General features: G+C 48.0%; 17 protein-coding genes and 3 tRNA genes. 15 read left to right on the forward strand and 5 right to left on the reverse strand.

Annotated features, from left to right (window positions below; translation table 11 throughout):
• Nucleotides 1-31: 31 nt before the first annotated feature.
• The gene (locus DWY57_RS09985; protein WP_119961698.1) at nt 32-2,167 is read right to left on the reverse strand and encodes a Tex family protein; all 2,136 of its coding nucleotides are present in this window, start codon (nt 2,165-2,167) and stop codon (nt 32-34) included.
• A gap of 120 nt (nt 2,168-2,287) precedes the next feature.
• On the opposite strand from DWY57_RS09985, the gene DWY57_RS09990 reads away from it, so the two are divergent.
• The 6 genes from DWY57_RS09990 (at nt 2,288) to DWY57_RS10015 (ending at nt 10,607) form a co-directional block, all read left to right on the forward strand.
• Nucleotides 2,288-4,198, forward strand: a complete 1,911-nt coding sequence (locus tag DWY57_RS09990) for a HAMP domain-containing sensor histidine kinase (RefSeq protein WP_117601476.1) — start codon at nt 2,288-2,290, stop codon at nt 4,196-4,198.
• Between the two features lie 26 nt (nt 4,199-4,224).
• Entirely contained in the window at nt 4,225-5,970 is a 1,746-nt protein-coding gene (locus DWY57_RS09995; RefSeq protein WP_119961681.1) for a bifunctional metallophosphatase/5'-nucleotidase, read from the forward strand.
• A gap of 45 nt (nt 5,971-6,015) precedes the next feature.
• Nucleotides 6,016-6,354, forward strand: coding sequence for a hypothetical protein (locus DWY57_RS10000; RefSeq protein WP_034525598.1), 339 nt, complete (start codon nt 6,016-6,018; stop codon nt 6,352-6,354).
• A 151-nt stretch (nt 6,355-6,505) separates the two neighbouring features.
• Nucleotides 6,506-8,830, forward strand: a complete 2,325-nt coding sequence (locus DWY57_RS10005) for a TonB-dependent receptor (protein WP_057258986.1) — start codon at nt 6,506-6,508, stop codon at nt 8,828-8,830.
• Between the two features lie 74 nt (nt 8,831-8,904).
• The gene (locus DWY57_RS10010; RefSeq protein ID WP_005827957.1) at nt 8,905-9,783 is read left to right on the forward strand and encodes a helix-turn-helix domain-containing protein; all 879 of its coding nucleotides are present in this window, start codon (nt 8,905-8,907) and stop codon (nt 9,781-9,783) included.
• Nucleotides 9,784-9,845: 62 nt separating this feature from the next.
• Nucleotides 9,846-10,607, forward strand: a complete 762-nt coding sequence (locus DWY57_RS10015) for a creatininase family protein (protein ID WP_117966601.1) — start codon at nt 9,846-9,848, stop codon at nt 10,605-10,607.
• A 187-nt stretch (nt 10,608-10,794) separates the two neighbouring features.
• Here the strand turns inward: DWY57_RS10015 and DWY57_RS10020 are convergent, their stop codons facing one another.
• The 4 genes from DWY57_RS10020 to DWY57_RS10035 form a co-directional block, all read right to left on the reverse strand.
• The gene (locus DWY57_RS10020; protein ID WP_117601479.1) at nt 10,795-11,217 is read right to left on the reverse strand and encodes a hypothetical protein; all 423 of its coding nucleotides are present in this window, start codon (nt 11,215-11,217) and stop codon (nt 10,795-10,797) included.
• Nucleotides 11,218-11,239: 22 nt separating this feature from the next.
• Nucleotides 11,240-11,473 (reverse strand): phage integrase SAM-like domain-containing protein, encoded by a 234-nt coding sequence (locus DWY57_RS10025; RefSeq protein WP_117601480.1) that lies wholly within the window; start codon nt 11,471-11,473, stop codon nt 11,240-11,242.
• Between the two features lie 144 nt (nt 11,474-11,617).
• Nucleotides 11,618-12,202 (reverse strand): cyclic nucleotide-binding domain-containing protein, encoded by a 585-nt coding sequence (locus DWY57_RS10030; RefSeq protein ID WP_117966598.1) that lies wholly within the window; start codon nt 12,200-12,202, stop codon nt 11,618-11,620.
• An 87-nt stretch (nt 12,203-12,289) separates the two neighbouring features.
• On the reverse strand, nt 12,290-13,639 hold the full coding sequence (locus DWY57_RS10035) for an MATE family efflux transporter (RefSeq protein ID WP_117601482.1): 1,350 nt from the start codon (nt 13,637-13,639) through the stop codon (nt 12,290-12,292).
• A gap of 227 nt (nt 13,640-13,866) precedes the next feature.
• On the opposite strand from DWY57_RS10035, the gene DWY57_RS10040 reads away from it, so the two are divergent.
• The 9 genes from DWY57_RS10040 to DWY57_RS10075 all read left to right on the forward strand — a co-directional run bounded on the left by DWY57_RS10040 (nt 13,867) and on the right by DWY57_RS10075 (nt 20,420).
• A tRNA-Ser gene (locus DWY57_RS10040) sits at nt 13,867-13,956 on the forward strand.
• Nucleotides 13,957-13,959: 3 nt separating this feature from the next.
• A tRNA-Lys gene (locus DWY57_RS10045) sits at nt 13,960-14,032 on the forward strand.
• A gap of 15 nt (nt 14,033-14,047) precedes the next feature.
• Nucleotides 14,048-14,119 (forward strand) — tRNA-Glu (locus tag DWY57_RS10050).
• A 99-nt stretch (nt 14,120-14,218) separates the two neighbouring features.
• Entirely contained in the window at nt 14,219-14,632 is a 414-nt protein-coding gene (locus DWY57_RS10055) for a hypothetical protein (protein ID WP_117601483.1), read from the forward strand.
• Nucleotides 14,633-14,767: 135 nt separating this feature from the next.
• Complete coding sequence (locus DWY57_RS21540; RefSeq protein WP_255425209.1) at nt 14,768-14,896, forward strand: hypothetical protein; 129 nt, start codon at nt 14,768-14,770, stop codon at nt 14,894-14,896.
• A gap of 42 nt (nt 14,897-14,938) precedes the next feature.
• A complete protein-coding gene (locus DWY57_RS10060) occupies nt 14,939-15,586 on the forward strand; it encodes a DUF47 family protein (RefSeq protein ID WP_119961682.1) in 648 nt (215 codons plus the stop codon).
• A gap of 12 nt (nt 15,587-15,598) precedes the next feature.
• Complete coding sequence (locus tag DWY57_RS10065; RefSeq protein WP_117601485.1) at nt 15,599-16,612, forward strand: inorganic phosphate transporter; 1,014 nt, start codon at nt 15,599-15,601, stop codon at nt 16,610-16,612.
• Nucleotides 16,613-16,705: 93 nt separating this feature from the next.
• Nucleotides 16,706-18,376, forward strand: a complete 1,671-nt coding sequence (locus tag DWY57_RS10070; RefSeq protein WP_117601486.1) for a putative transporter — start codon at nt 16,706-16,708, stop codon at nt 18,374-18,376.
• Nucleotides 18,377-18,431: 55 nt separating this feature from the next.
• Nucleotides 18,432-20,420: a fructose-1,6-bisphosphatase gene (locus tag DWY57_RS10075; RefSeq protein WP_005828043.1), complete on the forward strand. Its 1,989-nt coding sequence runs from the start codon at nt 18,432-18,434 to the stop codon at nt 20,418-20,420.
• Nucleotide 20,421 lies beyond the last annotated feature (1 nt).

The following is a 20,421-nucleotide window of genomic DNA, read 5'->3' on the forward strand; positions in this document are numbered from 1 at the left end:
CCATTAACCATTAATCCCTAATCCTTAATCCCTAATTCTGTTCCACTCCTTTCATTGTCAGCTGTATGCGTTTCCGGTCCATATCTATGCTGAGTACCTTTACGCGTATATGCTGGTGAATGGACACTACTTCATTAGGGTCTGATATGAATCTGTCGGCGAGTTGGGAGAGGTGTACCAGTCCGTTTTCCTTGATGCCTATATCGACAAATGCGCCGAAGTTGGTGATGTTTCCTACGATGCCGGGCAGTTCCATGCCTTCGCGCAGGTCGTTGATGGTGCGCACGTTCTTATCAAATTCAAATATCTTTATCGGTCCGCGCGGGTCACGTCCGGGCTTGTCCAGCTCTTGCAGGATGTCTTTCAGTGTCGGCATGCCCACGGTGGGGGAGAGGTAGCGTTCCGGATTAATCTTCAGACGCAGCTCCCGGCTGGCTATCAGTTCGGCTACGCTGCAATCCAAGTCCTTTGCCATCTGTTCTACGATGCAATAGCTTTCCGGGTGCACGGCAGTGTTGTCCAGCGGGTTCTTTGCCTGCGGAATGCGTAGGAAGCCGGCACATTGCTCAAATGCCTTGGCGCCCATGCGCGGCACTTTCATCAATTCTTTACGGGAGGTGAAGGCACCGTTTTCGGCGCGATAGTTCACAATGTTCTGTGCCAGTTGAGGACCCAATCCCGAGATATAGGTCAGCAGGTGGCTGCTTGCGGTGTTTAGGTTGACACCTACCAGGTTTACGCAGTTCTCTACAGTTTGGTCCAGCGACTTTTTCAGTTTTGTCTGGTCCACGTCATGCTGGTATTGCCCCACACCAATAGATTTCGGGTCAATCTTTACCAACTCTGCCAGTGGGTCCATCAGTCGTCTGCCTATGGACACGGCACCACGCACGGTGACGTCGTAGTCGGGAAACTCGTCCCGTGCAATTTTAGAGGCCGAATAGATGGAAGCTCCCTGCTCGCTGACGATAAATATCTGCACATCGCGGTTGAAGCGCTGATGCTTCAAGAACTCTTCCGTCTCGCGGCTGGCAGTTCCGTTACCTATGGCTACGGCATCTATTTTATAGGATTCCATCATCATTTGCAGTTTGGCGAATGCCTCCTTCTGCTTGCTGACTGGAGGGTGGGGGTAGATGTTCTCATTATGGAGTAGATTTCCTTGTGCATCGAGGCACACAACTTTACAACCAGTACGAAATCCAGGGTCTATACCCATCACACGCTTTTGCCCCAATGGTGAGGCCAGTAGCAATTGACGAAGATTTTCCGCAAACACTTTGATGGCTTCCTCGTCGGCGCGCTCCTTGCTTTGGGTCGCGAATTCCGTTTCTATGGACGGTTTTAACAGGCGTTTGTAAGCATCTTGTACAGCTTCTGCTACTTGCTGTCCACAGGCGTTGTTGCTCCGTACGAACTGCCGTTCTAGGCGCTCTGCACACTCTTCGTCATTGGGGCTGATGCTGACTTTCAGCAAACCTTCCGCTTCAGCGCGCCGGATGGCGAGCAGACGGTGGGAACTGCATCGCCGCAAGGATTCGGAGTAGTCGAAATAGTCGCGATATTTGGCCGCTTCTTCTTCTTTGCCTTTCACCACCTTGGCGGTCAGTGTGCCTTGGCGGACAAAGGAACTCCGGACGCTGTTTCTAGCCCGTTCATCTTCACTTACATGCTCGGCTATGATGTCACGGGCACCTTTCAGTGCATCTTCCACGTTCTTCACGTCTCCTTTCACATAACCGGCGGCGCGTTCCTCCGGATGGGGCTCACGTTGCAGCATCAGCAGGGTGGCGAGGGGTTCCAGTCCTTTTTGGCGGGCTGCTTCGGCACGTGTTTTCCGTTTGGGTTTGTAGGGAAGGTAGATGTCCTCCAGTAGGGTGTTCTCCCAGGTCTCCTCGATACGCTTCTGAAGTTCGGCAGTCAGTTTGCCTTGTTCTTGAATGGTGCTGAGGATGGTTTCTTTACGTTTGGCGGTTTCGCTCAGCTTTTCGTAGTGGGTCTTTATGGATTCAATCTGCACTTCGTCCAGTCCTCCCGTCACTTCCTTTCGGTAGCGGCTGATGAAAGGGATTGTCGCTCCGTTTTCCAGCAAGCCGAGGGTCTGTCTTATTTGTTTTTCTGATATGCCGAGAACGGCAGATATCATTCGATGAAAATCTTGTATCATTTTGTATCTCATTTTATAAATAGGGATCAAAAGTACAAAAAACAATTGTTGTTTTTCCTTTAGATTCCAACTTTTATCTATATTTGTCAAAGCTATGGAGCAATTAAACGAATCAATCAATTGAAACACATATATCGTACAATATTACCATGCGTGGTAGCGCTTTTCTGCTGCCTTTTGCCTGTTTTCTCAATTACGGGAGAGCATCCGGTATTGATTATCAGCTCCTATAATCCGGATGCCGGTCGGACTTCCAGCAATATCTCTGACTTTATGGAGGAATTCCAACGTTTAGGAGGGACAAATACCGTTGCATTGGAAAACATGAATTGCAAAAGTTTTTCCGAAGCTCCTTTTTGGGAAAAGAGAATGGCAGGGCTATTATCCAAATACCAGAATGATAAAAGTCCGGCATTGATTGTTCTTATTGGGCAGGAAGCTTGGGCTGCCTACCTTTCTTTGGAAGACTCTGTACGCGGCAATACTCCGGTAGTGAGTGCGCTATCCAGCCGGAACGCCATATTGTTGCCGGGAGATACCATCGATTTGAAAACTTGGATGCCTGAATCCGTAGATTTTTTCACGGATTTTCCGGATTCGCCTATCAAGGCCGGTTTCGTTTATGAGTATGATGTGGAGGCGAATATCAACATGGTAAAGCAGATGTATCCTGACACCGAGAATATCGCTTTTATATCAGACAACAGTTATGGTGGTGTTGCTATGCAAGCCTATGTAGTGAAGGAAATGAAGAAATTTCCCGAATTGGATCTGATACTGCTTGACGGACGTGTCAATACAATATATACTATTTGTGATAGGTTGCATGAACTGCCGGAACATACGGCAGTATTAATGGGGACGTGGCGCGTGGATATGAATGATGGCTATTTTATGCGTAATGCTACTTATGCCATGATGGAAGCTGCTCCAGCCTTGCCCACATTCTCTTTGAGTTCTGCAGGTTTGGGATACTGGGCTGTGGCAGGCATCGTTCCTGCCTACCGTGCTTTGGGCAAGGAGATGGCAAGGCAATCTTATCGTCTGCTGACTGACCCACAGGATGGGAATACTCATATGGAAGTCATTCCGAATGAGACCATACTGGACGGCAAGCTCGTGAAGGAAAAGGAACTGAATATTGCCAACCTTCCGGAACCGGTAAAGATGCTGAATGTAACCCCTTCTTTCTATGAACAGTACAAGTATCATATCTGGTCTGTCTGTGCTGTGCTATTGGTGCTGTTGGGCGGTTTGTTCGTTTCCCTTTATTTTTATTATCATACAAAGAAGTTGAAGGATGAACTGGAGGTATCCGAAGGTGCTTTGCGAGAGGCAAAGGACCGTGCTGAAGAATCCAGCCGCCTGAAGAGTGCTTTCCTTGCCAATATGAGCCACGAAATCCGTACGCCATTGAATGCGATTGTGGGCTTCTCGGACGTGCTGTCTGCCGGAGGAGCCTCGGAAGAAGAACAGCGTGGCTATTTTGAAATTATCAGGACCAACTCTGATTTGCTGCTTCGGCTGATTAATGACATATTGGATGTGTCCCGTTTGGAGGCCGACCGCGTCATCCTTTCTTTGGAGAGCTGCAATGTAGTGCAGATATGCCAGCAGGTAGTAGCTTCCGTGGCCCAGGCACGTAGGTCGACCAATCAATTCCTATTTGAGTGTGAACGTGAGGTGGTGGAGATGCGGACGGACGTGCAGCGTTTACAGCAGGTTGTGATAAATCTGCTTTCCAATGCGGACAAGTTTACAAAGGAAGGTACGATAACCTTGAAGCTGGAACTGGATACAGCAGGGAATGTAGCAGTATTTTCGGTGACTGACACCGGTTGCGGCATTCCTTTGGACAAACAGAAACGGGTGTTCGAACGTTTCGAGAAGCTGAACGAATATGTGCAGGGAACCGGCTTGGGCTTGTCCATCTGTAAGCTGACCGTTGAGAAGTGGGGCGGTGAAATTTGGATAGATCCTGCCTATACGGATGGAGCGCGGTTTGTATTTACCCATCCCATGAATTTATAAGGACTGACAAGAAATAAGGAAATATAATGAAAAGATTTAGTTGTTTTTTTATCTGGATTTTTGTCCTGACAAGCATACTGCCTGCGCAGGAAAGAGAGGTGAAACTGAAAGTCGTACAGACCAGTGATATACACGGAAACTACTATCCCTACGACTTTATACGCCACCGGGAGGCAACCGGCAGTCTGGCACGCGTGCATGCTTTGGTGCAAAAAGAGCGTGAGACTTATGGCGAAAACCTGATTCTCTTGGACAATGGCGACATTCTGCAGGGACAGCCCACTGCCTACTACTATAATTACATAGATACTGTTGCTCCCCATCTGACTGCAGAGATGATGAATTTCATGGGGTATGATGCCGGTAATATGGGTAACCATGATGTAGAGACCGGTCGTGCCGTTTTCGACCGTTGGGCAGGTGATTGCCGTTTTCCGATATTGGGTGCCAATATTGTGGATATTGCTACCGGAGAAACCCATTTCAAACCCTATGAGGTGCTGGAACGTGACGGAGTGAAAATTGTGGTTCTCGGTATGATAACTCCTGCCATTCCCGTATGGCTTTCAGAGAATCTGTGGAAAGGGTTGCGTTTCGACGATATGGAGGAGACTGCCCGCAAATGGATGAAGATTATCCGTGAGCAGGAAAAGCCGGATTTGGTTATCGGTATGTTCCATGCCGGTCAGGATGCCCAGCTGATGGGAGGCAAGTATCGCGAAAACGCTTCGGTGGAAGTGGCATGCAATGTGCCGGGATTCGATATTGTCCTGATGGGCCATGACCATGCTCGCGAATGCAAGAGGGTGTGCAACATAGTTGGTGACTCGGTACTGGTGATGGACCCTGCCAGCAACGGTGTCGTTGTAAGTAATGTGGATATAACCTTGAAATTGCGTGACGGCAAGGTTGTTGGCAAGAAGATAGACGGCATACTGTCCGATACGAAAGACTACGGTGTCAGCGAAGAGTTCATGCAGCGCTTTGCCCCCGAATATGCAGCTGTGCAGAATTTTGTTTCCAAGAAAATAGGTTCTTTTACCGAGACCATCTCCACACGTCCTGCCTATTTCGGTTCTTCCGCTTTTATAGACCTTATTCATGAGTTGCAGTTGGCAATCAGCGGAGCGGATATTTCTTTTGCGGCTCCTTTGTCCTATGATACGGAAATCCGTAAAGGAGACATTTTTGTGAACGATATGTTCAATCTGTATAAGTATGAAAATATGCTTTACACCATGCGTCTGACGGGAAAGGAGATACGCGATGCCTTGGAGATGTCGTATGATTTGTGGACCAATCGGATGAAGTCTCCGGACGACCATATCCTTCTCTTCCGTGAGAAGCGCCGCGAAGGTGCTACGGATAGGGCCTCATTCAAGAATTTCAGCTTCAACTTCGATTCTGCGGCGGGTATTATCTACACGGTGGATGTGACCAAGCCGGATGGCGAGAAGGTAGCCATTCTCAGTATGGCAGACGGTACTCCGTTCGATATGGATAAAATGTATAAGGTAGCGGTGAATTCTTATCGCGGAAACGGTGGCGGCGAATTGCTGACAAAGGGGGCCGGCATCTCGCAGGATGAATTGAAGGAGCGCATCATCCACTCTACGGATAAGGACTTACGCTATTATCTGATGCAGTACATTGAGCAGAAGAAGGTGATTGAACCGCGTGCGCTGAATCAGTGGAAGTTTATTCCCGAAGAGTGGGCGGCTCCGGCTTCCAAGCGTGATTATGAGTTCTTGTTTGGCAAAGTTAAAGAATAATTCACTATCTTTGCGGCTCAAAATCTATAGTATAAGTTTTTGGACGTGAAGCAGAAGAAAAAAATTATAGGTGCATTGAGCTTGCTGGTACTGTTTATCATGTACCAGGCAAGTATCACTGCGTTCACTCACGTCCATTATGTGAATGGGGTGATGATAACGCACTCGCACCCTTTTCATGGCACACACTCTCACTCTCAGACTTCCCTTCTGGTTATCGGGCATCTGTCGGTATTCCACTCTTCCGGGGTGGATGTGTATGAGGTTCAGCACCCGATGCGTCCTTTGCTGTCCATGCTCAGAGCCAAACCGGCAACGCCTACTGTAAAGGGGGAAGTTATACGTACTCTTTCCCTTCGCGCTCCTCCCGCTCTTTTTTCATAGTCATTAGGTTTAAAAACGCCTGGATTTTTTGCATGTAGATACCAGGTGTTTTAGTCTCGAATGTCCGGTATTTCAGTGAAAGAAGTGCGGTATGTCGGATTATTATCTTTTTTCAGACTTGAATTATTTTTTTATTTAGAGCGCTAATTTGATGAAACAATACATTTTGGCGTTGGTACTTGCAGTGGTAAGTGCCAGCGTAGCTTTTGCCGTAAATCCTATAAAGGAAGGCAATATGATTTCCGGCCATGTGATAGTGAAAGGTACGGAGGAAAATATACCGTATGCCACGGTTTTGATTATCGGCAGCGGTCAGGGAACGGTTTCCAATGAAGAAGGACAATTTGAGTTCCGCAAGCTTCCGGCGGGAAAATACAAGCTCCGTGTGTCTGCCGTGGGCTATAAGACCCAAGAGAAGGAAGTGACGGTGAGCAAGGACTTTACTGCCGTCATACATTTCCCGATGGAAGAGGAGAGTTTTATGACCGATGAAGTGGTGGTATCTGCCAACCGCAACGAGGTAAGCCGCAAGGCAGCTCCGGTAGTCGTGAATGTGATGAGTACCAAATTGTTCGAGATGGTCAACTCCACCGACCTTGCCAAGACACTGAACTACCAGTCGGGCTTGCGTGTGGAGAACAACTGCCAGAACTGTGGTTTCCCCCAGGTGCGCATCAATGGCTTGGAAGGTCCGTATTCGCAGATATTGATAAACAGCCGTCCCATCATCAGTGCATTGAGCGGTGTGTACGGATTGGAGCAAATCCCCGTGAACATGATTGAACGGGTAGAAGTGGTGCGTGGCGGAGGCTCTGCCTTGTTTGGAGCTAATGCTGTGGGAGGCACCATCAACATCATAACCAAAGATCCCATCAACAATTCCTTCCAGGTATCGAGTATGTTCTCCAATATGGACGGCAAGTCCTGGGAGCAATATATGGGTGGCAATGTATCGCTGGTTGCCAAAGATAACTCCTACGGCATTGCCCTTTATGAGAGTTACCGCAACCGTAACCCCTACGACCGCGATGGCGATGGCTTTTCCGAGCTGGGCAAGCTGAACATGAATACCTTCGGTTTCCGTGCCTATTACCGTCCTACGCATTTCAGCCGCATCAATCTGGAATACCATACTACTAACGAACTTCGTCGCGGAGGTAATAAATTTGATTTGCAGCCGCATGAGACGGACATTACCGAGCAGACCAAGCATATCATCAATAGCGGAGGCGTGAGCTACGATTTATTCTGGAAAGAGTACAAGCATAAGATTTCAGCTTACACCTCCATCCAGCACACCGATCGCAACAGTTACTATGGTGCCCAAAAGGACATGAATGCCTACGGCAAGACGAAAGACTTGACTTGGGTTGCCGGTGGCATGTATGTAGGCAATATGGACAACTGTTTCTTTGCTCCCGCTACCTTCACCGGCGGACTGGAATATCAGAACAACTCCCTGCATGACATTATGACCGGCTATCATCGTGACATGGAGCAGGATGTCCGCATTGCCAGTGCTTTCGTGCAGAATGAGTGGAAAATGAATGTACTGACCATGTTGGTCGGCGCCCGTCTGGACAAGCACAACCTGATTGACAAGCTTATTTTCAGTCCTCGCGTCAACCTGCTCTACAAGCCGACAGATGATTTTCAGGCACGCTTGACTTATTCTACCGGTTTCCGTGCTCCGCAGGCATACGATGAGGACTTGCACGTAACGGCAGTAGGCGGTAAGGGTGTCCAAATCAAACTGTCCGACAATCTGCGTGAAGAGCGTTCCAACAGTTACAGCGGTTCGGTAGACTGGACTGCCCATTTGGGGCACTGGCAGGCAAACATTCTGGTGGAAGGTTTCTATACAGACCTGCGCCATGTCTTTGTGCTCGAAGATATCGGCAAGAACGAAGTAGGGGATGTTATTAAGGAGCGCCGCAACGGAAACGGTGCACGTGTATATGGTGCCAATCTGGATGCGAGGATTGCCCATGGTAAGGAGGCGCAGTTCCAACTCGGATTTACGGCACAGCGCAGCCGCTATACCCATGAGGAAGCTTGGACAAAGGTGGACGGAAAAGACCTTACCACTAAGCGCATGCCCCGTACACCGGATTATTACGGGTACTTCACTTTCTCTTCCGCACCGGTAAAGAATTTTGATTTCTCTCTTTCCGGCACTTATACGGGAAAGATGATTGTTCCGCACTACGCACCGGAAGATGCTCCCGAGGGTGCCTTCTGTAATATCACTTCAGACCGCATGGAGCATACTCCCCAATTTCTGGATCTGAATGTGAAGTTGAACTATACGTTTGTGCTTCACGACCATATCAAGCTTCAGTTGAATACGGGTGTACAGAATATCTTTAACAGTTTCCAGAAAGACCTGGATAAAGGGGAATTCCGCGATGCGGGTTATTTCTACGGACCGACGCAGCCGAGAACCTTTTTTATCGGTTTCAAGATAATGAACTAAAAGTTTCCATTTAAGAATTTTTAGAGCTAAATTCCGCAAAATAGTCCTACATTTGTCGCCAAAGCACAAAAACCATGGATACTAAGAGAATACGGAATGTAGACATTTCCCAGATACATCATTTGCCGATGATTGATTTCATCGGCAATGATTTTGCTATTTTTAATGACATCAAGGATATGCCTTTGAGCTCTTATCCCACCCGTTTGAATGCTGCTTGCCTGACTGTCTGTTTGAAAGGGTGGTGCAAACTGGAACTCAACCTGCAGCAATGTGAAATGCGGGAAGGTATGTTGGGCATTATTCTTCCCGACCAGATTGTTCTGCAACGGGAACGCTCCGAAGATTTTTCCGGACTTTTCATTGCTGTTTCAAAGGACTTTATGGATATGGTGATACCTACCATGCAGCAGCTTTTCCCTATGTTCTTTATGATTAAGGAACGGCCTTTTGTCCACATCACTCCGGAGGAATCCCAATCATTTCAGGAGTATCACTCTTTTCTTTGGAGCAAGGTGAAGCTGAAAGACAACCCTTTTCGTAAGGAAATCACTCAGGGGCTGCTGTTGGCCCTTTTTTATGAGATATATAACATTTATCAAGGACATGTCGTTCAGGAACGCATTCCCAAAAGCAGGAAGGAAGACTTGTTCGAGCGCTTTATCCGTGCCGTTTCAGAGTCTTATAAAGAAGAGCGAAGTGTGTCTTATTATGCCGATAAGATGTTTCTCACCGCCAAGCACCTCTCCACCGTAGTGAAAGAAATCAGTGGAAAGACGGCAGGCGAATGGATTGATAGTCTTGTAGTTTTGGAAGCCAAAGCCTTGTTGAAGTCTTCCGAAATGAGCATTCAGGAAATTGCGGACGAGCTGCATTTTGCCAACCAGTCCTTCTTTGGTAAGTATTTCAAGCATCACACTGGCATGTCACCTAAAGAATATCGCCGGCAATAGGTTCAATGTGACGGAATAATGTTTATTTTTGCGGTAAAGATTTACCCCCAAAATAAACTATCATGGAAAAAAGAGAAATTGACCTTACTGTTTCCTGCTATGGAAAGGTGAAAGGAGTGAAGTATGACGTTGTCATCTTGCCGTGGGGAGCTACGGAGCCCCATAATCTGCATCTGCCTTATCTCACTGATTGTATTTTGCCGCATGACATTGCTGTAGACGCGGCTGCGCTGGCTTTGCAGAATTCCGGTGTACGCTGCATGGTGATGCCTCCCGTACCTTTCGGTGCACACAATCCGGGGCAGCGCGAACTTCCGTTCTGCATTCATACGCGCTACTCCACCCAGCAGGCCATTTTGGAAGACATAGTTGCCTCCCTCTATGCACAAGGCATGCGCAAGCTGATTATTCTCAGCGGTCATGGCGGCAACAACTTCAAGGGAATGATTCGTGACCTGGCGTTTGTATATCCCGATTTTCTGATTATCGCTGCCGACTGGTTCAGCATCGTCTCTCCCAAAGACTACTTTGAGGCTGCTGTCGACGACCATGCCGGCGAGTCTGAGACTTCCGTCATGATGCATTACCATCCCGAGCTGGTGAATCTGGCTGAGGCCGGTGACGGAGAATCCCACCCGTTTGCCATTCCTTCCTTGAATGAAAAGGTTGGCTGGGCTCCCCGCCATTGGGATAAGGCTACAGTCGACAGCGGGGTAGGGAACCCCAAAAAAGCTTCTGCCGAGAAAGGAGAACGTTATATGAAGCCGGTGGTGGAGAAGTTGGCGAAGCTCTTTAAGGAAGTCGGTCAGGGAAGTTTGTATTGATATACTTGGCTTCCGGCTATATATAAAAATAGGCAATAACCGTTGTGGATATTGCCTATTTTTTAAGTGCACCCTAAAAACTAATCTCTTTACTCTTACAAAAACTAATCTTTCTCTATTTCGAGTACAAAATTAGAAGGTTTTTACGGGTTATGAATTGACATAAGTCAAAAATCTCCTTTGGATATTATTTTTTCAAACGTGCCCAAAAGCCTTTCTTTTTCTGCCGGACCGGTTCACTGTTTTCGCGAAACAGTTCTTCGTAGGTCAGTCGGTCATGTATCATGCGGTAAATGCTTCCCCAGTCAGGCAGTCCGCCCAGGTTGCGGTCATCGATAAAGAGATCGGCTTTTACTTTGCGTGAAAAACCGGTGTGTGCGATGTCTTCTTCCGGATAGTCCCGGTTGACGGCATAGAATTCCACACCCCGTTCCCTGCACCATTCCACAGCTTCCTCCAGGAGCTTCCCTTCACGTACCGACCATAAAATCAGCCGGTGACGCTCGTTTATCAGCATCTTCAGCGTAGCGGTGGCAAAGGGAATTTCTTCTCCTATCCGGGGGTAGCGGTGTTCTACAATGGTACCGTCAAAATCAACGGCTATGGTCATAAATGAATAGCTTTTATTGGTTTCAGACTGTGGAGAAAATTATCCTTGACCGCCTGTGGCGCCGCCCTTCGCCGAGCAACCGGTCTTCGTATTGCTTGATGAGGTTGGGGGTAAGCTCTTCAAAGGTGATGGAACGGTTGCCGGTGAAGCGGAGAAAACTGTTCAGTGTACTGGTGTATATGCCGGAGGTGCTATAGCGTCCGGTTTGCCTTATGCTTCGTATCAGTGAACTTGTAAATGTATATATAGAAGTCATAATCTGAATTTTAAGTTTTAGAATTGCATATAAACGCTTCCGGGACTGAAAAGATTTCGTCCCGGTGGAACTTTTCTTCAGGAAGAAAAGAGGGGTTTCCGTATAAAACTCAGATATGTGGCCTTCGGGCAGACAGGAGGAGGGTTACAGTATGCCCGAACGTACCCGGCTCAGTGTTTCGGGGGTCATCAGCAGATAGGACGCAATATGCGACAAAGGAGCCCGCTTGATGACCTCGGGCTGTTGTTCCATGAGTTGGGTGTAGCGTTCGCGTGCAGTCTCAAATCGCCAGGAATCAGCCTTTATTTGTGAGACAATCAGGGAATATTCCAGAATCTTTCGGTAGAACATATTTATTTCCCATGAAATTTCGGTGAGCGTCAACAGCTTGTTGTACGGCAACAGATATACGACGCTCGGCTCAAGCGCCTCAATCATGAGATGGGTGGGTTCCTGCTTCAGAGTACTTTCGATGCAGATGATGATGCAGCCTTCATAGGAAAAGTGCTCGGTGACGTCTTTGCCATTCTTATAATAGAATTGGCGCAGCATACCTTTTCCTACAAGTACGATATTATGGCTTACCTGCCCTTCATTGAGTAACAATGCGCCTTTCTCGACTTCCTTGCGGATGAGGATTTTCTCTATCAGCTTTCTTCCTTCGGGAGCCATACTCGGATAACGGGAATTGACAGTGGCGTCTACGGTTTCTTTCAATAATGCATCCATAAGACCATGATTTATTTGTTCGGTAAGCAAGACCGGTAAAGTTCGGTCCGCTTCTGCTTTCGGGGAGCAAAGATAGGACTTTTGGAATTAAAAACAATTTCGGATGAAGCTTTTGTTTACCCATTTCATGCCATACCAACGGCGGACGAAAATGAATCCACGGATATTCTCGTCCAATAGGAAGGCTACCCACATGCCGCAGATGCCCCATCCGAGGGGGATTCCGAAAAGGTAGCCCGCTCCTACAGCCACGCTCCACTGCACTACCAGGCCTACATAGAAAGGATAGTTGACGTCGCCTGCTGCACGAAGGGCGTTGGTGGCGAAAATGTTGATGGGGCGTCCAATTTCGAGGAGGATATCTATAATAAGGATGGTGGCCCCCATGCGTATGATGTCGGGATTGGAAGTGAGCCAGCCAAAGATGGCATGCCCCGAAAGGGCGAGGATGCAGGACAGCATGACGGTTATCATGACGGATTTCTTCATGACGTATTTTCCCATAAGGAAGGCTGCGTGAGGTTTCTTCTCGCCTATCAGATGCCCGATACAGATGGCGCCGCCCTGGGCCATGGAGATGCTGAACAGATAAGCGAACATGATGATGTTGACACAATAGGTACGGGTGGCGAGCGCTTCCACTCCCAGCATGTTGATGAAGTAGGTGATGACGACTTGCGACGAGCTGTACGACAATTGTTCGCCGGCGGAGGGCAGGCCTACCTTCATCAGATTCTTTAGTTCTATCCATGGGAAAGGGCGGAAGTATGCCACTGGGAAACGGTGGATGTGCTTGCGGAACAGTATGAGGAACAGGATAATCATGGAGACGCCCCGGCTGAAGGCTGTAGAGATGGCGGCGCCTTCTACGCCCAGTTCCGGAAAGCCGAAGCGGCCGAAGATGAGGGAGTAGTTGCCGATAATGTTGAGGATGTTGACCACAACGGTGACCATCATCGGGTAGATGGCTTTGTTGGCGCTGCGCAGGGAGGCGGAGAGAGTGAGGGATAATGCCTGGAAGAAGGCGAAAGCGCCTACGATACGCATATAGTCCGTGCCGTCCTGCATCAATTCGGCGGTGAGGCCCATCAGCCGGAGGATGGGACGGGCGCAGGAGAACAGTACCAGGCTGACCGTGATACCTACCGCCAGGTTGACGAGGATGGATACGCCGACCACTTGCACTACTTTCTTGTGTAGTTTCGCACCGAGATACTGGGAACACAGAACGGACGTTCCGAGATTGATGACTTCGAAAACGAGGAAAGTGAGCATGATAATCTGGTTGACTACCCCTACGGCGGCAACACTGTTGTCCGAGTGGCGGCTCAGCATGATGGTGTCCACCGCACCGAGCATCATGATGAGAAGTGTCTCTATAAAGATGGGGGCGGCCAGCTTGGCAAGCCGCTTTTTCAGGCTTTCTTGTTGTATCATTGTCCGTGTATGTGCACTATACTTTAAAAATCGCGCAAAGATAAGGAAAGGTTGAAAAGGACGGTTTGATATGTATCAAATTTTTTTTCTTGTTTTAGGGTTTGAGTGTTAACGTGTTATCTCAAATTGCATGAAAACGGTGAAAAAAATATGTAGGAAAGATTTGCACAGTCCAAAAGTTTGCCCTACATTTGCACCGCATTTGAAAAGAATGCTGGTTATAAAAAGGAAGTTTGGGTGAGTGGCTGAAACCACCAGTTTGCTAAACTGACGTACGGGTAACCGTACCGGGGGTTCGAATCCCCCAGCTTCCGCCAGATGCACTCTTAGCTCAGTTGGTAGAGCAACTGACTCTTAATCAGTGGGTCCAGGGTTCGAATCCCTGAGGGTGTACAAGACAAATGCGAGGGTGGGTTCATCTAACGGTTAGGATACATGCCTCTCACGCATGGTATACGAGTTCGATTCTCGTACCCACTACAAAAACAAGAAAGCGGTTGACTGATGAAACGGTTGACCGCTTTTTGTTTTTTATTTTTCTGTTGTAATCCGAAAATAGTTTCTATATTTGCACTCGCTATGGCGAAATGTATATTCTATACCTTGTTAGGGTTGTTCCTCATATCGAAGTTCACTTCCGTTTCTGATGATATGGAGGGATGTAAGACACTCCCTACCGCGGATGTGCATTATTTCTCCGGAACCCGGTACAACTTGTCGGGGGCAGATGGCAGACAATGCCAGGGAAAAGGGGAGGACGCGAATTACAATTGCCTGGCAGATGCCGGTTGCATAGGAAATACCTTCTCATTGCGGCATGTCTCTTGCTCGAAATTATTGAGGCTTAATCCTGACTTCATTGCTGTCAAGGTCGCGAGAACCCTGAAAACTCTGCTTCCGGAAGAAAAGACAACTTCTTTCCCTTTTACTTTCCATCCTCATAAGATTTCATATAGATATTATGTATATACGCTGAGGCGTATTCTTATTTAGTGCTTTTCCCCCTCTCTTTCGGGAGCCGGAGAGATTTCCCGTCTCCCCATGCCGAGTTTTTCTCTATTTTTAAGTACTGATAATCAATATATAATGGAATTTCTATTGGATTTTATTCTCCATATTGATCAGTATATGATTGATATAGTGCAGGAATATCATATGTGGGCGTATGTCATATTGTTTCTGCTGATTGTGGTCATTATTATGATTTCCATACTGCCGGCCGTGGTAGAAGTGCTGCGTGCAAGACTGAAACAATGAAAACAAAAATAAATTAATATACTTAGTACATTTTTATCCGTTATGAAGAATTCTTTTTTTAGCCGGTTCACACCGAAAGAACCGAAATTCTTTCCTTTGCTGAAGCAATTGTCTGAGATTTTATTGTCCTCGTCGGCTCTGTTGATAGAAATATTGGGCCATGACTCGCCTGAGAAGAGGGCGGAAGATTATAAACGAATCAAAGATTTGGAGCGCGAGGGCGATAAGCTGACCAATCTGATTCTGGATGAACTGGGCACTACTTTCATTACTCCTTTTGACCGGGAGGATATCCACGACCTGGCTTCGGGCATGGATGATGTGATTGATGGAATAAACAGCTGTGCCAAGCGTATCACTATCTATAATCCGCATCCTATTTCGGACAAGGGGAAAGAGCTGGGACATATGGTCCAACAGGAAGCGGCCCTCATTGACCAGGCCATGGATGAACTGGAAGCATTCCGCAAGAGTCCGGATAAGCTGCGCGCATACTGCAACCAAATGCATGACATAGAAAACCGGGCGGATGATGTCTATGAATTCTTCATCACCAGGCTTTTTGAAGAAGAGAAGGACTGCATTGAACTCATCAAAATCAAGGAGATTATGTATGAGCTGGAGAAAACGACGGATGCAGCCGAACACGTGGGCAAGATTTTGAGGAGCCTGATTGTGAAATACGCATAAACGGACGGACGTATGGAACTATTAGTGATTATCATTGTGCTGGCTCTGATATTCGATTATATCAACGGTTTTCATGATGCGGCCAATTCTATTGCCACCATTGTGTCTACCAAAGTGCTTACACCGTTTCAGGCGGTGATATGGGCGGCTTTCTTCAATTTTGTGGCCTTTTTTATCGCCAAGTGTGTCATCGGCGGTTTCGGCATTGCCAACACCGTATCGAAAACGGTGATGGAGCCTTACATTACTTTGCCTATTATTCTGGCCGGTGTGATTGCAGCCATTGCCTGGAATCTGTTTACTTGGTGGAAGGGGATTCCTTCCTCTTCTTCGCACACGCTTATCGGAGGTTTTGCCGGAGCTGCCATCATGGCACACGGTTTTGAGGCCATCCAGCTGAGTATCATTCTGAAGATTGCGGCATTCATTTTTCTGGCTCCCTTGATTGGTATGGTGGTGGCATTCGGTTTTACGTTGTTGGTTTTGTATATTTGCCGCAGGGCGCATCCTCATACGGCCGAGTTGTGGTTCAAGAAACTGCAGCTGGTGTCTTCGGCTTTGTTCAGCATCGGGCACGGTCTGAATGATTCACAGAAGGTAATGGGTATCATTGCTGCGGCCATGATAGCCGGACATTCGGAAGGATTGGGAATGGGGATAAACAGTATTGATGACCTGCCGGACTGGGTGGCATTCTCTTGTTTTACGGCCATTTCACTCGGTACTATGTCCGGTGGGTGGAAGATTGTGAAGACCATGGGAACCAAAATTACGAAGGTAACACCGCTGGAAGGGGTGGTTGCGGAAACTGCCGGTGCGTTTACGCTCTATCTGACGGAGTATCTGAAGATTCCGGTGAGTACGACACACACCATTACAGGAGCCATTATCGGGGTAGGGGCCACGAAGCGGCTTTCGGCCGTACGCTGGGGAGTTACGAAGAGTCTGATGACCGCCTGGGTGCTGACTATCCCCGTCAGTGCTTTGCTGGCAGCAGGGATTTATTGTATCGTATCTCTTTTTTAGAAGTGCTGCCGCATAAAAAATAGACGGGTTCGTTTTATTTTGCATTAGGTTTGCACTATCTTTGCAGCTTGAAACTGTAAAATAGAATGCACATTGGACTGGCTATATAGTTTATTCGTTGAACACTCCGCCTTGCAGGCGGTTGTGGTACTCTCGTTGATTTCCGCTATCGGATTGGGATTGGGAAAGATACATGTTTGCGGCATTTCATTGGGAGTGACGTTTGTATTCTTTGCCGGCATCATTGCCGGGCATTTCGGGTTGTCCATAGACCCGCAGATGCTGAATTATGCGGAAAGCTTCGGGCTGGTGATATTTGTGTATGCCTTGGGCTTGCAGGTGGGACCGGGCTTTTTCAGTTCTTTCCGTAAAGGAGGGGTACAGCTGAATATGCTCGCCACGGGTGTAGTGCTCATCGGCACCCTGCTGACTGTAGTGGGCAGCTATGGGTTGGGAGTATCCCTGCCGGATATGGTGGGTATACTTTGCGGTGCCACGACAAACACACCGGCACTCGGTGCGGCACAGCAGACATTGAAACAGATGGGATTGGAGTCCAGTACCCCTGCTTTGGGGTGTGCGGTGGCATATCCGCTGGGGGTGGTAGGGGTCATTCTGGCCGTACTGTTCATCCGTAAGACGCTGGCGCATAAGGAAGACCTGGAATTGAAAGAGAAGGATGACGTGAACAAGCCTTACATTGTTGCGTTCCAGGTGCACAATCCTGCCATCTTCAACAAGAGTATCAAGGAAATAGGCGGGCTGAACAGCTATCCGAAGTTCGTGATTTCCCGCTTGTGGCGGGATGGGAATGTGAGTATTCCTACTTCGGAAAAGATTATAAAGGAAGGTGACCGCCTGCTGGTGATTACCTCGGAGAAAAATACACCGGCACTGACCGTGCTCTTCGGCGAGCAGGAGCATACCGACTGGAACAAGGAAGATATAGACTGGAATGCCATTGACAGCCAGCTGATTTCGCAACGTATCGTGGTGACACGTCCGGAGCTGAACGGCAAGAAGCTGGGCTCTCTCCATCTGCGTAATCATTACGGTATCAATATCAGCCGGGTTTATCGTAGCGGCGTGCAGTTGTTGGCCACAGCGGAACTGACCTTGCAATTGGGTGACCGCCTGACCGTAGTGGGCGAAGCCGCTGCCATACAAAATGTGGAGAAGGTGCTGGGCAATGCAGTGAAAAGCCTGAAGGAACCGAACCTGGTGGCGGTATTTATCGGCATTGTCATCGGTCTGGCTTTGGGAGCTATTCCTATTTCCATTCCCGGCATCAGCGCTCCCGTACGGCTCGGATTGGCAGGAGGTCCTATCATCGTAGGTATTCTTATCGGGACATTCGGTCCGAGGATGCACATGGTGACTTATACTACGCGCAGTGCGAACCTGATGCTCCGCGCATTGGGGTTGTCTCTTTATCTGGCTTGCCTGGGACTGGATGCGGGTGCCCATTTCTTCGATACGGTATTCCGGCCGGAAGGACTGTTATGGATTGCCATAGGTTTTGCGCTGACTGTGGTTCCGGTATTGATTATGGGTATCGTTACCTTCAAGTGGCTGAAGATAGATTTCGGAACAATGGCAGGTATGCTGTGCGGAAGCATGGCAAACCCCATGGCGCTGAACTACGCCAACGACACCATCCCGGGAGACAATCCGTCTGTAGCGTACGCTACGGTCTATCCGCTGTGTATGTTTCTACGGGTAATCATAGCCCAAGTGCTGCTCATGTTCTTCATTAATGGATAATGGGGAATGGAGGGCACTATTAATTATCAACTATCAATTATTCAATTAAATAACTATGGGAAATATAACTCCGGAAAGTATTGTCAATGACTTGCGTTATTTGCAATTATTATCACGCAGTTTTCCTACCATTGCTGATGCCAGTACGGAAATCATCAATCTGGAGGCTATTCTAAATCTGCCGAAAGGTACAGAGCATTTTCTGACGGATATTCATGGCGAGTATGAGGCTTTTCAGCATGTGCTGAAGAATGCATCGGGGGCAGTGAAACGTAAGGTGAACGAAATATTCGGGCATACGCTGCGCGAAAGTGAGAAGAAGGAAATCTGTACGTTAATTTATTATCCGGAAGAGAAGCTGCAACTTATCAAGGAGCAGGAAACGGACCTGGATGACTGGTATTTGATAACACTGAACCAGTTGGTAAAAGTATGCCAGAACGTTTCGTCCAAATATACCCGTTCGAAAGTACGCAAGGCACTTCCAGCAGAGTTCTCGTATATCATTCAAGAGCTGTTGCACGAATCGAGCATCGAACCTAACAAACATGCCTATATCAATGTCATAATCAGTACCATTATCTCTACGAAGCGTGCGGATGATTTTATTGTGGCGATGTGCAACCTTATCCAGCGCTTGACCATCGACTCGCTGCATATCGTGGGCGATATATACGACCGCGGACCGGGTGCGCATATTATCATGGATACTCTCTGTGATTATCATAATTTCGACATCCAATGGGGTAACCACGATATTCTGTGGATGGGTGCCGCATCGGGTAATGATGCTTGTATAGCCAACGTAATCCGTATGTCGATGCGCTATGCCAATTTAGCAACGCTGGAGGATGGTTATGGCATCAATCTGTTGCCGCTTGCAACGTTTGCCATGGATACCTATGCGGATGACCCTTGCACCATCTTTGCGCCGAAAATGAACTTTGCCGATGCGGAATACAATGAGAAGACCTTGCGGCTGATTACACAGATGCACAAGGCGATTACGGTTATCCAGTTGAAACTGGAGGCGGAAATCATCAGCCGCCGTCCTGAGTTCGGTATGGAGAACCGGAAACTGCTGCATCTGGTGGATTTCGAGCGTGGTGTGTTTGTATACGAAGGCAAGGAATATCCGTTGCGCGATGTGAATTTCCCCACCGTAGACCCGGCGGACCCGTATCGTCTGTCGGACGAAGAGCGCGAACTGATGCACCGGATTCATTCTTCTTTCATGAACAGCGAGAAGATGAAGAAGCACATGCGCTGCTTGTTTACGTATGGCGGCATGTATCTGGTGTGCAACAGTAACCTGCTTTATCATGCTTCCGTGCCTCTGAATGCGGACGGCAGTTTTAAACATGTCCGCATCGGCCAAAAGGAATACTGGGGACGTAAGTTGCTGAAAAAGACCGACCAGCTGATACGTACCGCTTACTTTGACGAGGACGGTTCGGACGAGAAACAGTTTGCACTGGATTATGTCTGGTACATGTGGTGCGGACCGGATGCCCCTTCCTTCGATAAAGACAAGATGGCTACCTTTGAACGCTATTTTGTGGCCGACAAAACATTGCATAAGGAGACGAAAGGGCATTACTATGCTTTGCGCAACGAGGCTGAGGTGTGTGACCGCATTCTTGAAGAGTTCGGCGTGAAGCCGGGGCCACACTCGCATATCATCAACGGGCATGTACCGGTAAAGACCATTAAAGGTGAGAAGCCTATCAAAGCGGATGGTAAGCTGCTGGTGATTGACGGTGGTTTTTCAAAAGCCTATCAGCCGGAAACGGGAATTGCGGGATATACGCTGGTATATCATTCCCATGGCTTGCAACTGGTGCAGCATGAACCGTTCCAGAGCCGTCAGAAAGCCATTGAAGAAGGGCAAGACATCAAGTCGACAACCCTGGTTGTCGAATTCAATTCGCAGCGTATGATGGTGAAGGATACGGACAAAGGAAGTGAACTCGTTACGCAGATTCAGGATTTGATGAAACTGCTGGTGGCGTATAGGACGGGGCTGATTAAGGAGAAACAATAAT

The sequence above is a fragment of the Bacteroides sp. AF25-5LB genome (assembly GCF_003602965.1).
Classification (GTDB): Bacteria; Bacteroidota; Bacteroidia; order Bacteroidales; family Bacteroidaceae; genus Bacteroides; species Bacteroides uniformis.